Source organism: Afipia sp. GW822-FHT04G07, from assembly GCF_058800765.1.
This window is the reverse complement of the sequence record NZ_JBXAMP010000001.1, coordinates 3,879,599-3,892,614: the sequence shown is the minus strand read 5'-3', so window position 1 is coordinate 3,892,614 and position 13,016 is coordinate 3,879,599. Positions and strand designations below refer to the sequence as shown.

The 13,016-nt window shown below is 62.5% G+C and carries 17 protein-coding genes; 7 read left to right on the top strand and 10 right to left on the bottom strand.

Annotated features, from left to right (window positions below; genetic code table 11):
* Positions 1-152: 152 nt before the first annotated feature.
* On the bottom strand, positions 153-1,328 hold the full coding sequence (locus AC1RKJ_RS18940) for a vWA domain-containing protein (RefSeq protein ID WP_492792453.1): 1,176 nt from the start codon (positions 1,326-1,328) through the stop codon (positions 153-155).
* 251 nt (positions 1,329-1,579) lie between these two features.
* Here AC1RKJ_RS18940 and AC1RKJ_RS18935 point away from each other — a divergent pair, with 251 nt between their 5' ends.
* Both AC1RKJ_RS18935 and AC1RKJ_RS18930 read left to right on the top strand, forming a co-directional pair.
* Positions 1,580-1,834, top strand: coding sequence for a GlsB/YeaQ/YmgE family stress response membrane protein (locus AC1RKJ_RS18935; protein WP_492792452.1), 255 nt, complete (start codon positions 1,580-1,582; stop codon positions 1,832-1,834).
* Positions 1,835-1,943: 109 nt separating this feature from the next.
* Positions 1,944-2,786 (top strand): AAA family ATPase, encoded by an 843-nt coding sequence (locus AC1RKJ_RS18930; RefSeq protein WP_492792451.1) that lies wholly within the window; start codon positions 1,944-1,946, stop codon positions 2,784-2,786.
* A gap of 91 nt (positions 2,787-2,877) precedes the next feature.
* On the opposite strand, the gene AC1RKJ_RS18925 is transcribed toward AC1RKJ_RS18930, so the two are convergent.
* On the bottom strand, positions 2,878-3,174 hold the full coding sequence (locus tag AC1RKJ_RS18925; protein WP_492792450.1) for a hypothetical protein: 297 nt from the start codon (positions 3,172-3,174) through the stop codon (positions 2,878-2,880).
* A gap of 210 nt (positions 3,175-3,384) precedes the next feature.
* Between AC1RKJ_RS18925 and AC1RKJ_RS18920 the strand changes: the two genes are divergently transcribed.
* The gene (locus tag AC1RKJ_RS18920; RefSeq protein ID WP_492792449.1) at positions 3,385-4,800 is read left to right on the top strand and encodes an alpha/beta fold hydrolase; all 1,416 of its coding nucleotides are present in this window, start codon (positions 3,385-3,387) and stop codon (positions 4,798-4,800) included.
* A 469-nt stretch (positions 4,801-5,269) separates the two neighbouring features.
* Here AC1RKJ_RS18920 and AC1RKJ_RS18915 read toward each other — a convergent pair whose 3' ends face one another.
* The 5 genes from AC1RKJ_RS18915 to AC1RKJ_RS18895 all read right to left on the bottom strand — a co-directional run bounded on the left by AC1RKJ_RS18915 (position 5,270) and on the right by AC1RKJ_RS18895 (position 9,242).
* Positions 5,270-5,860 (bottom strand): GNAT family N-acetyltransferase, encoded by a 591-nt coding sequence (locus AC1RKJ_RS18915; protein ID WP_492792448.1) that lies wholly within the window; start codon positions 5,858-5,860, stop codon positions 5,270-5,272.
* Between the two features lie 152 nt (positions 5,861-6,012).
* The gene (locus tag AC1RKJ_RS18910) at positions 6,013-6,945 is read right to left on the bottom strand and encodes an SMP-30/gluconolactonase/LRE family protein (protein WP_492792447.1); all 933 of its coding nucleotides are present in this window, start codon (positions 6,943-6,945) and stop codon (positions 6,013-6,015) included.
* A 178-nt stretch (positions 6,946-7,123) separates the two neighbouring features.
* Positions 7,124-8,089 carry a bifunctional Delta(1)-pyrroline-2-carboxylate/Delta(1)-piperideine-2-carboxylate reductase gene (lhpI, locus tag AC1RKJ_RS18905; RefSeq protein ID WP_492792446.1) on the bottom strand — a complete coding sequence of 322 codons (966 nt, stop codon included), beginning with the start codon at positions 8,087-8,089 and terminating at the stop codon, positions 7,124-7,126.
* Between the two features lie 392 nt (positions 8,090-8,481).
* Entirely contained in the window at positions 8,482-8,733 is a 252-nt protein-coding gene (locus AC1RKJ_RS18900; RefSeq protein ID WP_492792799.1) for a GIY-YIG nuclease family protein, read from the bottom strand.
* A 155-nt stretch (positions 8,734-8,888) separates the two neighbouring features.
* The gene (locus AC1RKJ_RS18895) at positions 8,889-9,242 is read right to left on the bottom strand and encodes a hypothetical protein (RefSeq protein WP_492792798.1); all 354 of its coding nucleotides are present in this window, start codon (positions 9,240-9,242) and stop codon (positions 8,889-8,891) included.
* 311 nt (positions 9,243-9,553) lie between these two features.
* On the opposite strand from AC1RKJ_RS18895, the gene AC1RKJ_RS18890 reads away from it, so the two are divergent.
* The 3 genes from AC1RKJ_RS18890 to AC1RKJ_RS18880 all read left to right on the top strand — a co-directional run bounded on the left by AC1RKJ_RS18890 (position 9,554) and on the right by AC1RKJ_RS18880 (position 10,943).
* Positions 9,554-10,456, top strand: coding sequence for a dihydrodipicolinate synthase family protein (locus tag AC1RKJ_RS18890; RefSeq protein ID WP_492792445.1), 903 nt, complete (start codon positions 9,554-9,556; stop codon positions 10,454-10,456).
* Between the two features lie 26 nt (positions 10,457-10,482).
* A complete protein-coding gene (locus AC1RKJ_RS18885) occupies positions 10,483-10,734 on the top strand; it encodes a DUF2188 domain-containing protein (RefSeq protein WP_492792444.1) in 252 nt (83 codons plus the stop codon).
* 74 nt (positions 10,735-10,808) lie between these two features.
* Positions 10,809-10,943: a hypothetical protein gene (locus tag AC1RKJ_RS18880; protein ID WP_492792443.1), complete on the top strand. Its 135-nt coding sequence runs from the start codon at positions 10,809-10,811 to the stop codon at positions 10,941-10,943.
* 15 nt (positions 10,944-10,958) lie between these two features.
* On the opposite strand, the gene AC1RKJ_RS18875 is transcribed toward AC1RKJ_RS18880, so the two are convergent.
* The 3 genes from AC1RKJ_RS18875 to AC1RKJ_RS18865 are packed head-to-tail and all read right to left on the bottom strand — an operon-like array spanning position 10,959 to position 12,045.
* Positions 10,959-11,201, bottom strand: a complete 243-nt coding sequence (locus tag AC1RKJ_RS18875) for a DUF3297 family protein (RefSeq protein ID WP_492792442.1) — start codon at positions 11,199-11,201, stop codon at positions 10,959-10,961.
* Positions 11,202-11,259: 58 nt separating this feature from the next.
* Positions 11,260-11,739: a glutathione peroxidase gene (locus AC1RKJ_RS18870; RefSeq protein WP_492792441.1), complete on the bottom strand. Its 480-nt coding sequence runs from the start codon at positions 11,737-11,739 to the stop codon at positions 11,260-11,262.
* A 12-nt stretch (positions 11,740-11,751) separates the two neighbouring features.
* Complete coding sequence (locus AC1RKJ_RS18865) at positions 11,752-12,045, bottom strand: hypothetical protein (protein ID WP_492792440.1); 294 nt, start codon at positions 12,043-12,045, stop codon at positions 11,752-11,754.
* Between the two features lie 273 nt (positions 12,046-12,318).
* On the opposite strand from AC1RKJ_RS18865, the gene AC1RKJ_RS18860 reads away from it, so the two are divergent.
* Positions 12,319-12,975, top strand: a complete 657-nt coding sequence (locus AC1RKJ_RS18860; RefSeq protein ID WP_492792439.1) for a hypothetical protein — start codon at positions 12,319-12,321, stop codon at positions 12,973-12,975.
* Positions 12,976-13,016: the final 41 nt, after the last annotated feature.

Sequence of the window (13,016 nt, the reverse complement as noted above, 5' to 3'; positions counted from 1 at the left end):
AGTCGTCCCCGCGAAGACCGAGAATAGTATCTCCGTCATTCCGGAGCGCGAGCTTTTGCGAGCGAACCCGGAATCCAGTAGTCGGCCCGATGAACTCTTCGAGATTCCGGGCCCGCGCAAAGAGCGCGTCCCGGAATGACAATGCGGAGAACCTACCGCGTCAATTCCTTCATCGCGCCTTCGAGGCCCTCAAGCGTCAGCGGGAACATGCGTTCATTGAACGCCCGGCGGATGATCGTTGTGGACTCCGAATAGTCCCAGTGCTTGCGCGCGACGGGATTGAGCCAGACCGCGTGCGGATAGGTCCGCGTTACCCGCTCCAGCCAGACCGAGCCCGGCTCCTCGTTGACGTGCTCGACCGAACCGCCCGGCACCACGATCTCATACGGCGACATCGAAGCGTCGCCGACGAACACGACCTTATAGTCGTGCGGGTACTTGTGCAGAATATCCCAGGTCGGCGTGCGGTCGGTGAAGCGCCGCCGGTTGCTCTTCCACACGCCCTCATAGAGGCAGTTGTGGAAGTAGAAATATTCCATGTGCTTGAACTCGGTCTTCGCCGCCGAGAACAGTTCCTCGACCTGCTTGATGTGACCGTCCATCGAGCCACCGATATCGAAGAAGATCAGGACCTTCACCGCGTTGCGCCGCTCCGGGCGCATGTGCACATCGAGGTAGCCGTGGTTCACGGTTTCCTTGATCGTGGTGTCGAGATCGAGTTCGTCCGGCGCACCGGTGCGCGCGAACTTGCGCAGGCGGCGCAGCGCCACCTTGATGTTGCGGATGCCGAGTTCGACGTTGCCGTCGAGATCCTTGAACTCGCGCTTGTCCCAGACCTTGACCGCGGAGAAGTTGCGGTTCTTCTCCTGGCCGATGCGGATGCCCTCGGGATTGTAGCCGTTGGCGCCGAAGGGAGATGTGCCGCCGGTGCCGATCCACTTGTTGCCGCCCTCGTGGCGTTTCTTCTGTTCCTCGAGGCGCTTCTTGAGGGTCTCCATGAGCTTGTCCCAGCCCATGGCCTCGATCTGTTTCTTCTCTTCCTCGGTGAGATATTTCTCGGCCGCCTTGCGCAGCCACTCCGCCGGGATCTCGGCTTTCTCCATGGCGTCGAGCAGGCTTTCCAGCCCCTTGAACACCGTGCCGAACACGCGGTCGAACTTGTCGAGATTGCGCTCGTCCTTCACCAGCGAAGTGCGCGCGAGATAATAAAAATGCTCGACGCTCTGATCCGCGAGGTTGGCGTCGAGCGCCTCCATCAGCGTCAGATACTCGCGCAGCGTGACCGGAACCTGCGCGTCGCGCAGCGATGTGAAGAATTGCAGGAACATGTGTCTTAAATCGCCCGCGCCCATCCCCCCGTCAAGGGTTCGCCCCGTTCGCTGGGCGGGAAACCCTCCCCCGCAATGCTGGATTGCGTTCAAAAACAGCACTAGCCCCCGCTAGCGCCCCGTGCCATTTCATTTAAACTGTTGTTTGACGCCACCGGACCGCTCCAGCCGGAGACGATTCGCGGCGTTGACCGGGGACGCGATGGTTCCGGCGACGGACGCAATCGCGTTTAAAACAAGGGGTGTCGTTCATGGGCATTGAATCCATTATCGTTTGGCTGATCGTCGGCGCGATTGCCGGCTGGCTGGCCGGGTTGATCGTGAAAGGCGGCGGCTTCGGCCTGCTCGGGAACATCGTTATCGGCATCATCGGCGCGGTCGTCGCAGGCTGGCTGCTGCCGCAACTCGGCATCAATCTCGGCACCGGCATTGTCCGCGCCATCATCAACGCAGCCATTGGCGGCGTCATCGTTCTGGTCATCCTGTCATTGATCCGGCGGGCCTGACGAACTAAGCAGTTTTGGAAGCGACCGCCTCACAAAGCGGTCGCTTCTTGTTTGACGACACGGCGGCGGCATTCACTCCAGAGACAAAAAAATCACAAGGCAGACTTCGATGAAATTTACCGGCACCAAGAATTACGTCGCCACCGATGATCTGAAAGTCGCGGTCAACGCCGCGATCGTACTCGAACGCCCGTTGCTGGTGAAGGGCGAGCCCGGCACCGGCAAGACCGTGCTGGCCGAGGAAGTCGCGCAGGCGCTCGATGCGCCGCTGCTGACCTGGCACATCAAGTCCACAACCAAGGCGCAGCAGGGCCTCTACGAATACGACGCGGTGTCGCGGCTGCGCGACAGCCAGCTTGGCGATCCGCGCGTGTCCGACATTTCCAACTACATCAAGCGCGGCAAGCTGTGGGAGGCATTCACCAGCGCGAAGCGCCCAGTGCTGCTGATCGACGAAATCGACAAGGCCGACATCGAATTCCCGAACGACCTCTTGCTCGAACTCGACCGGATGGAATTCCACGTCTACGAGACCGGCGAAACCATCAAGGCGGCACAGCGCCCGATCATCATGATCACCTCGAACAACGAGAAGGAACTGCCGGACGCGTTCCTGCGCCGCTGTTTCTTCCACTACATCAAGTTCCCCGACATCGACACCATGAACGCCATCGTGGAAGTCCACTTCCCCGACATCAAGAAGCGCCTGGTGCAGGAAGCCATGAAGATCTTCTTCGAGGTGCGCGACGTGCCGGGCCTCAAGAAGAAGCCGTCGACCTCGGAGCTGCTCGACTGGCTCAAGCTCTTGCTCAACGAGGAGATGACGGTGGAGCAGCTCCGCGAACGCGATCCGCGCAAGCTGATCCCGCCGCTGCATGGCGCGCTGCTCAAGAACGAGCAGGACGTCCATCTGTTCGAGCGGCTGGCGTTCCTGAGCCGCAGGGAAGTTTAAGGCGGCATCTCAATCGCCAAGTTGAATCAAGGCGAGAGAGCCCCGGCTCTCTCGCCTTTTCGATTCCCGGGATTGATTTCAGACCTGCGAATTAGAACGGCACGCCGGCGCCGGCGCGGAATGCGCCGCTGCGTCCGTCATCGACGCCAACTGCGCCCTTCAGAATAACGGTCTTGTCGCCGACGCGAACGCCTAAGCCGCCGTTCCAGTCGCCGCCTACACCTGCCGAACCGTTGAGCGCCGAATAAGGATTCGCGCCGCCACCTGCGACGGTTCCAGCGGCGCCTCCCAGCACAGATCCCGCCACACCACCCGCTGCGCCGGTGACCCGGCTCGGAACCGATTGCGCCTGGGCACCAGAGGCGAACACCAGGGCAACGCAAATCACCCCATGCCTCAATGCAGATACCAACATGCTGGAACCCCCATGACCATCGAAACCAAACCGTGTCAGGAGTTTCACCCCAGAATGACGACAATTTCAATGTTCCATGTTCAAAGAAATCCGCGTCGGCCAGTCAGCGCTCGAAGCAGCGATCCCACACTGGCCACTGCCGCCCGGCCCGCCTAAACTGGCCGCCTCGGATGCGAGGTGACCGTGACCAAAAAGCACGTCGATCGCCGCCTGGCCGCCATTTTCGCCGCGGACGTCGCCGGCTATAGCCGGCTGATGGGCGCTGACGAGGAAGGCACCCACGCACAATTGAAGGCGCACCGCCACGACCTGATCGACCGGCGGATCAAGAAGCACCGCGGACGCATCATCAACACCGCCGGCGATGGATTGCTGGCGGAATTCGCCAGTGCGGTCGACGCGGTGCGGTGCGGAGTCGAAATCCAGCGCGCGATGATCGAGCGAAACGCGAACGTGCCCGCCGAGAGCCGGCTCGAATTCCGCATCGGAATCAACATCGGCGATGTGATCGGGGATGGCAGCGAAATCTTCGGTGACGGCGTCAATGTCGCAGCCCGGCTGGAGAGTATCGCGCCGAGCGGCGGCATCTGTATTTCCAGGCAGGTGCTCGACCAGATCGAAGGCAAGCTCAGGCTTCAGTTCCGCGAGATGGGTCGCCAGAACCTGAAGAACATCGCACGGCCGATCGAGGTCTTTGCGATCGATCTTCATGACGGCGCATCCAAGGCGGCGCGCATCCTGACCGGCGCGAACCTCAAGCAGGAGATCCGCTATTGCAGGGCCGCCGATGGCGTCCGGCTGGCTTTTGCGAAGGTCGGCAACGGCCCGCCCTTGCTGCGAACGGCGCACTGGCTGGGACATCTCGAATACGACTGGGAGCTGCCGATCTTTCGCCGCCTCCTGCTCGAGCTGGCCTCGACCTTCTCGCTGGTCCGCTTCGACGCGCGCGGCAACGGGCTGTCGGATTGGGATGTCGGCAACATCTCGCTGGATCACTGGGTGAGCGACATGGAGAGCGTCGCCGACGCGGCGGGCCTCGACCGGTTTCCGATATTGGCGTTGTCGCAGGGATGCGCGGTCGCGATCGCGTTCGCGATCCGGCATCCGGAACGGGTGTCCCATCTGATCCTGTATGGAGGGTTTGCCGCCGGCGTCTACAAAAGCCCGAACGTGACGCCCGCTGCGCGCGAGCAGTTCGACGCGATGAAAACGCTGATGAAGCTCGGCTGGGGCGCGAACCAGCCAACCTTCCGCCAGCTCTTCACGGCGTCGATGATCCCCACCGCGACGAAGGAACAGATGGACGCCTTCAACGAGGCCCAGCGCGTCAGCGCGTCGGCGGAATGCGCCGTCAGATATCTGGAAACTGTTATAAATTTCGACGTCCGCGATCTGCTGCCGCAAGTCAAGGTACCCACCCTCGTCATGCATGTCCGCGATGACAGCAGAGTGCCGATTGCGTCGGGCCGCGAGATGGCGGCAGCCATTCCCGGTGCGCGGTTCGTCACGCTGCCCGGCAAAAACCATATCCCGCTCGAACAGGACCCCAGCCTGCCGATCTTTCTCGACGAGGTTCGCAGATTCCTCGGCAGCACCTAACCGCGCCTGACCCGCTCACATTCTGCGGCGGAGCTTTTCCCGGTGCATGACGACAAGATGAGATCGCAGGCCGTAGCCGACGCCGATGCCTGCGGCGAACGCCAGGACAAGAAGAAATGCGGCCTCGGACATGGGCACCTCGCAAATGAGGGCCGCCGGACGCAGTATACCGGCCGACGGCCCCGCCGTGCTGGTTGCGGACGGGGGCAATTGTCCGCGATCGAACGTTAGTCCGACGGCATGCGCGCGCAATGACAGTTGTATTTAAACCTTAATGTCCGCTGCGCGGGTTAATTCTGGAACCGGGCTTGCTGCAATTGCAGCGTTATCCTGAGGTGCGCGCTCTTGCTTGCGCGCCTCGAAGGATGGCGACACTCACCAGAACTGTCATCCTTCGAGGCTCGCCGAAGTCGGCTCGCACCTCAGGATGACGCATCGCGCAGCATTCGCCCGCTCACGCTGCCGGCTGTTACCGCGCCTTCTCCAGCTGATACGTCAGATGCGCTTTCACCGTCGGCCATTCGGGCGCGATGATGCTGTAGACCACCGTGTCGCGCAGCGTGCCGTTTCCCGCGATCTGGTGATTGCGCAGGATGCCGTCCTGTTTCGCCCCCAGTCGCTCGATACCGCGCCGCGACTGGTGATTGAAGAAGTGCGTGCGGAATTCCACCGCGATGCAGTCCAGTTTTTCAAACGCATGGGTCAACAGCAGCAGCTTGCATTGCGTGTTGAGCGGCGTGCGCTGAACCCGCGCCGCGTACCAGGTCGAGCCGATCTCGACGCGGCGGTTGGCGGCATCCACATTCATGTAGGTCGACATGCCGGCGATGTTGCCGGCCGGGTCCTTCACCGTAAACGGCAGCATCGCGCCGCTGGCCTGCAAGCCCAGACGCCGCTCGATCTCGGTCTGCATCTTTTCGGGCGCAGGGATCGACGTGTACCAGAGCTTCCACAACTCGCCGTCCTTCACAGCATCAATCAGCCCATCGCGATGGGACAGCGACAGCGGCTCAAGCCGCGCGTGAGGGCCGGTTAAGGTAACTGGTTCAAGCCAAGGCATGTATGCTTCCCTTTGCCGGTCGATCATCTGCTCCCTCTCCCCGCTTGCTGGGAGAGGGTTGGGGTGAGGGGCATTTCAGTATTGGAGAAAACGCCCCTCACCCGACCGCGTTGCGGTCGACCTCTCCCCGTAAGAACGGGGCGAGGTGAGAGTCACTTGTTCAGAAAATTCAGCGGCAACCCGCCGCGCGGCCAGTCCATCGCCACCAGTTCGCCCTTGCCGGACAGCGTGATATAGGCGGTCTTCAAATCCGGCCCGCCGAACGCGATGTTGGTGGTGACGTTGTCGCCGGTCGGCACCTGCTCGACCAGTTTGCCGTCCGGCGCGATCACGGAGATGCAGCCCGTAATCAGCGTCGCGACGCAGATGTTGCCGGAGGCTTCCACCGCGAGCGAGTCGAACATCTGGTAGCCGCCGAGACCCGCGAGCGGCTTGCCCATCTCGCCGCGATAGATCACCGGACCTGCCTTCACCTCGCCCGGGTTGCCGATGTCGAACGCCCACAGCCGCGCCGTCGGCGTCTCGGCGACATAGACGGTCTTTTCATCCGGCGAAATGCCGACGCCGTTGGCGGGCAGCAGCGGATGCACCGCCTCGATCAGTTCGGTCGCATTCGGCTTCATGTAATAGAGCGCGCCGACATCCATGTCGCGCGGGCGGCGCTTGCCGAGGTCGGTGAACCACAGCCCACCCTGCCTGTCGAACACCAGATCGTTCGGCCCTTTCAGCGGATGCTCGCCGCAATGGGTGAACAGCGTTTCGATCTTGCCACTTTGCAGATCCACCCGCTGCAACGAACCGCCGATATATTCCGACGGGCGCGGCGCGCCGGGCATCAGATTGCCGCGCGGACCGGGCGCCCACGAGAAGCCGCCGTTGTTGCAGATGTACATCTTGCCGTCGGGGCCCAGTGCCGCGCCATTCGGCCCGCCGGGAATTTTCGCGATGGTCTCCTTGCGCCCGTCGGGATAAACGCGCGTCAGCTTCTGGGCGCGGATTTCCACCAGCACCACCGAGCCGTCGGGCATCACCACCGGTCCTTCGGGGAATTCGAGACCGGTTGCGAGCACGCGAAGATTTGACATGGAGACCTCCCGGACGAGTGTTTTTAGTTTTTGATGCGGGAAACCTAGCGTGCGGTTTTGCCGATGACCAGCGCGCGGGCGCAGGGCTGGCTTGTCGGACGCCGAGGCGATCAGAGCGTTAGTTCACTGCGTCGTCCCCGCGAAAGCGGGAACGACATCGGTGTGCGGCTCAAACGCACTAGAGCCGCTCAATATTGAAATCCCGGTACACCAGCCCCGCCGCCGCGATGTCGGACAGCGCGTTGCCGACCGCCTTGAAGACGGTGATCTCCTTGTCGCTCGCCCTGCCCTTGCGCTCGCCGCGGCACAGTTCGGCAAGCGAACCGGCGACGTCATCAGCCTTGATGACGCTGTCGCGGATCGGATCGAGCAGTTCGCCGCTTTCCTTCAGCGCGTCATAGGTGTCGAGCCAGACGCGGCCTTTGCGAAATACCTCATCGTCCGCCTCGCGCATGAACGGCGTGAAGCTGCCGATCAGGTCGAGGTGCACGCCCGGCTTCAGCCATGCGCCCTTGATGACCGGCCGCTCGGCCAGCGTCGCGCAGCTCACGATGTCCGCCTCGCCCACCGCCCGCTCAAGGTCCTGCACCACATGGGCGTCGATGCCCTCGGCGCGCAGGTCGAACACCAGCCGCGCGGCGCCCGCCTCGTTGATATTCCACACCGCGACCTTTTCGACCGGCCGCACGGCGCGGAACGCATCCGCCGCAAGGCTCGCGATGCGGCCCGAACCGACCACCAGCAGCTTTGTTGCATCCTTGCGCGCGAGAAAATCCGCGCCGAGCGCTGCAATCCCCGCCGTTCGCCGCGACGTGATCTCGTTGCCGTCGATCAGCGCGATATGCTGCCCGGTTTCGCCGTCACACAGCAGATAGCTCGAGAACAACCCCGGCAGCGCGCGCTTGCCGTTCTCCGGAAAGATGGTGACGATCTTGATGCCGATGAAGGCGCGCTGCCATGCCGGCATGATCAGGATGGTCGCGGTCGATCCATCCGGCTGCGGCATGAAATGATGATGCCGCAGCGGCACGTCCGCACCCGCCGTAAAAGCCTCGCGCAGCGCCGCGATCAGTCGATCGAACGGCAGGCTGGCGCGGGTCTGCGCGGCGTCGATCACGACGGGGGATGCGGTGGCCGGGGTCACTTCGCGATGTCTCCAGGTCCCAAATGAAAAGCTACATTGAAAAGCTACATTAATGTCTATCTGCGAAACTGTCTCCAAGGGAGGAATTCGCCTTGGACGATTCATTTTTAATCAGATGCACGAAGTGCAAGGGAAGCTTCCGGGACAAGGCGCGGAGAATCCAAAATGGATATTCCCGGCAATGTCCCATGTGCGAACGTGTTCTGTTCTTCGAAGAGGGCACGCCGGACAAGAATGTCCAAAAAGCGCTCGTCGAAGCGAGGCAGTTGCGAAAAGCGCTCCGCGAATACGAGGCTCCCAAACGATCGGCGCCGTTCAAGTTCGGGCGATAAACACGTTGAGACTTTCCATGAATCTCACGTAAGTCCTGCCAGCCTCGCGCTTACACTCATTCAAGATACAGTCTGCGCCGTCCGCACCGCGTCCATCAGTTTCTTGCGGAATGCGCGGTCGCGCTTGAGATGCCATTCGCGGCTCATGGCGGCGTTGCGCGTTTTGAAAGCCTCGGTGTGCAGCAGCGTCCAGACCCGTCCGCGCGTCGAGCGCGCGCCGGTACCGGCATTGTGCTTGCCGAGCCGCAGCGCGACGTCGTTGGTCCAGCCCACATAGGACGAATAGCGGCCCTTGTGGAAACACCCGAGCACGTAGACGAACGCAACGGGTTTGGATTTTGCCGCGCGTACTTTTGCTGCACGCGGTTTGGCCTTCGCTGCGCGGGGCTTTGTCTTTGCTGCGCGAGGCTTTGTTTTCGCTGCGCGAGGCTTGGTCTTTGCTGCGCGAGGCTTGGCCACCGCCCGCTTCACTTCGCGGGCGAACCGTTCGCCGGCGCTTTCGGCGCATCCTTCGCCGGCTCCGCGGGCTTCTTGCCCTGCGCCTGAACCTGCCCCTGCAACTGCGCGACGGTGTTCTGCAAACCGACCACGGCGGCCTTCAGCGCATCGATCTGCCGGTTGGCGGCGTCGATCTTCTGCTGGCTCTCCAGCGAGGCCTTGGTCAGCGAGGCTTTCAGGAAATTGACGTTGCTTTGGAGACAGCCGGTGCGGCGCTCCATGGTCTTTTCGGCGGTGCAGATCTCGATGCCGGGCACGTCCTGCGCCAGCGCGCCGCCCGCCGTCAGCGACAGCAGCCCCGCAAACACCATCCGCTTCATCATGCCGAACCTCATCGTTGCCTTGTCCGTATCGTGCGGCGTCGCGGCTTCCGGCGCAAACTGTCTCATAACGTGACGGCCACAACGGCGCGAAGTCGCTAAAAACTTGCAAAGCCTTAAGCTTTGGAACGCGAGTGGAACGAAACGCGCCCGAATCAGCGATTCATACCATGAGCGGCTTTGTTCGCACCGACATCTTGTGTCGCAGCCGCGCGCCGTGTCCAGATCAAGCGACGCCATTCGCCAAACATCCGCAAGATGTGCTTCAATCGTTAACGCCAACCGCAAGACCAATAACAAGAGTGACCCCCACAATGACCGACCTGCATGGTGTGTTTCCCTATCTCGTCTCCCCGATCACTGCCGACGGCGCCATCAAGACCGATGTGCTGGGCAGGCTCTGCGACGACCTGATCAAGTCCGGCGTCCATGGCCTGACGCCGCTGGGATCGACCGGCGAGTTCGCCTATCTGTCCGCTGCGCAGCGCACGACGGTGGTGAAGGCGACGGTGGAAGCCGCCGCAAGGCGTGTGCCGGTGGTCGCGGGCGTCGTCTCGACCTCCACCGCCGACGCGGTGGCGCAGGCGAAATCGTATCAGGCGCTCGGCGCGGACGGCATTCTGGCGATCCTCGAAGCTTATTTCCCGGTGAAGGACGCGCAGGTCGAGGCGTATTTCCGCGCCATCGCCGACGCGGTCGATATTCCGGTGGTGATGTACACCAATCCGAATTTCCAGCGCTCGGATCTCACGCTCGATGTCATCGCGCGGCTCGCGGAACATCCGCGCATCGTCGGCATCAAGGATGCCTCGAACAACACCGGCCGCCTGCTGTCGATCATGAACCGCTGCGGCGACAAGCTGAAAGTCCATGCGGCCTCCGCGCATATCCCCGCCGCCGTCATGCTGATCGGCGGCGTCGGCTGGATGGCGGGCCCGGCCTGCATCGTGCCGCGCGAAAGCGTGCAACTCTATAACCTGTGCAAGGCCGGCCGGTGGGACGACGCAATGACGCTCCAGCGCAAGCTCTGGCGCATCAACGAGGTGTTCGCGCGGTTCAATCTCGCCGCCTGTATCAAGGCCGGGCTTGAAACCCAGGGTTACGCCGTCGGCGATCCGGTCCCGCCGCAGGCGCCCCTGACCGCCGAGGAACGCAAGATCGTCGAAGGCGTGTTGCGCGGGTTGGATTCCGCAAAACCGGCCATATCTACGGTCTAGTCAGGCCGCGAACCGAGGGTGCCAGCATGGTCAAGGTCGTTTACGAGGTGGTCGAGCACGATGGTGGCTGGGCTTACAAGTTCAACAACGTGTTTTCGGAGACCTTTCCGACCCATGAGGCCGCCCGCGCCGCGGCCGCCCGCGCCGCCGCCGAGCAGCGCGTGCCGGGCCGGACCGAAACGATCCAGTTCGAGGACGGTCAGGGCAACTGGCGCGAGGAAACCGCGCGGGGCAACGACCGGCCGGTCACCGAGGTGGTGGACAAAAAGACGCGGTAGCCGGGTTTAATTTGCGGCCCCCTGCGATCAGCGGAGCGATTGCAAGACGCTGCCGGGCCGTTTAGAAAGCCGCCATGGGCGTCGCAAGATCATTGCAGAACTGGCTGGATTCGCACGGGCTGGGCGCGATCATCGCCGCCGTGCTCGGCGTCATTGTCACGCTGGCGGTGATACTCGTGGTCGGCGGGTACTGGTACGTGACGCCGTAGGCGCGCGATCCAATCCTACTTCGCGTCCCGGAAATACGGCTCGACCTCACCGGTCAGCTTCATGGTCACCGGGTTGCCGTGACGGTCCTTCGACGACCCCACCGCCACGCGCACCCATTTCTCGCTGACGCAATACTCCTCGACGTTGTTTTTCTCGATGCCCTTGAAGCGGATGCCGACATCGCGCGACAGCACCTCGGCGTTGTAATAGGGGCTGTTGGGATCGGTCGAGAGGCGGTCGGGCAGCTGGTCGGTCATGATCTCTTGTCCTGGTCTCATATCCTGAAGTGATGTCCTGAAGTAACAGTGTCCTGCTCTACAGCAGCTGTTCGATTTCTTTGGTCAGCGCCTGCGGCGGCGTGGTCGATCCGTGCCGCGCCACGACATTGCCGCTGCGATCCACCAGGAACTTGGTGAAGTTCCATTTGATCGCGGTCGAGCCGAGAAATCCCGGCTTCTGTTTTTTCAGATGCTCGAACAGCGGCAGCGCATTGTCGCCGTTTACGTCGACCTTGCCGAACATCGGAAACGTCACGTCGTATTTCGTCGAACAGAACTCGGCGATCTGCTGCGCGCTGCCCGGCTCCTGACCGCCGAACTGGTTGCACGGAAATCCCAGCACCGAAAAGCCGCGCGGCCCGAGTGTGCGTTGCAGTTCCTCGAGCTGCTGATACTGCGGCGTGAACCCGCACGCGCTCGCCGTGTTGACGATCAGCAGCACCTTGCCCTCGAAGGCCTTGAGCGGAAGCTCCTCGCCCTCCAGCGTCGCCGCCTTGAAATCGTAAACCGTCGTCACGGGTGTCGCTCCTTACGTCCGAAAGCCGCCCTTTTGCTGATCGGCGAGCCAGTCGGAGAGTTTCGCGGGCGCTGCCGCCTTGGTCTTTTTCGGAGCCGCACCCTTCTTCTTCACCGGGACCGCAGGCGCGGCGGCCGCTTCAGCCGCTTCCCTGGCGAGACGCAGCGCGCGCAGCTTTTCCATGTTGGCGCGCATGGCGCGGCCTTCGGCGTCGTATTGCGCCATCGCCTTCTCGCCTTCGCGCGCGCTGGTCTGCTTCTTCTCGAATTGCGCCTGACCGTTCGGTGTCCGCGTTTTCTCACTCATTGTTGCTCTCCGAATGGGGCATGATCCCGGAAAATGGAAACCGGCTTCGGACGAAATCATGCTCAAAACATCACACAAATCAGCGTCCAGCGGTTCCCTTTAGCCGATCCGGAATAGGATGTCTCCCCGCGCGCGACAGCCGCCGCAAAGGGCCGGTTTACCCAATATCGGCAAACTGCGCGCCACGCCCCGCAGGATTTGGTAGCTTTGGAAAGCCACAATTATTCGGCATTTTGGCCCTAACGCGACGGGTTTCCGCAACAGAGCAAACGCTTGGCGATCAGGACAACATATCTGGTGCTGATAGGCGCGGCCGGCATCGCAGCCGGCGTCGGCGGCTGGCTGCTCGGCGATCAGTTGTTCTTCCAGCGCGCGTCGGCGTCGCTGACGCCCGGCGAATCGGTTTTCGATTCGCGCTATCCGGTCTCGAACGTGACGATGAAGCAGGACCGCGTGATCGTCTCTCCTCGCCCGCCGGAGCCCGAAGCCGGCCCGCCGAACGACATGTACGAGACCGCACGCGCGTGGATCAACGCCCCGGTCACGCTGCCGCGCTCGGTGACCGCGCGAGCCGAAAAGCCGTCGCGGCTGTTCCTCAACGATACGCAGATCGCGGGCATCAAGAAGCGGCTGAACCTCACCGCCGCGCAGCAGAAATACTGGCCGCCGGTCGAGAGCGCGATGCGCGAGGTCACGCTGCAGATCGAGGACTACCAGAAGCGCATGAAGAAATCGCGTGACGATTCGTTCGACACCGACAGCCCCGCGATCCAGCGCCTGAAGACCGCGACCCGCGCGCTCTACGCGCAGCTCAACGGCACGCAGAAGAATGACATTTCGCTGCTGGTGCGCATGGCCGGGCTTGGTCCGGCCTTCGCCGAACTCACCGGCACCAAGGTGACGAAGAACGAGCCGGAAAATTCGCGCTGAGACTCACAACGTCATTGCGAGCGAAGCGAAGCAATCCAAAC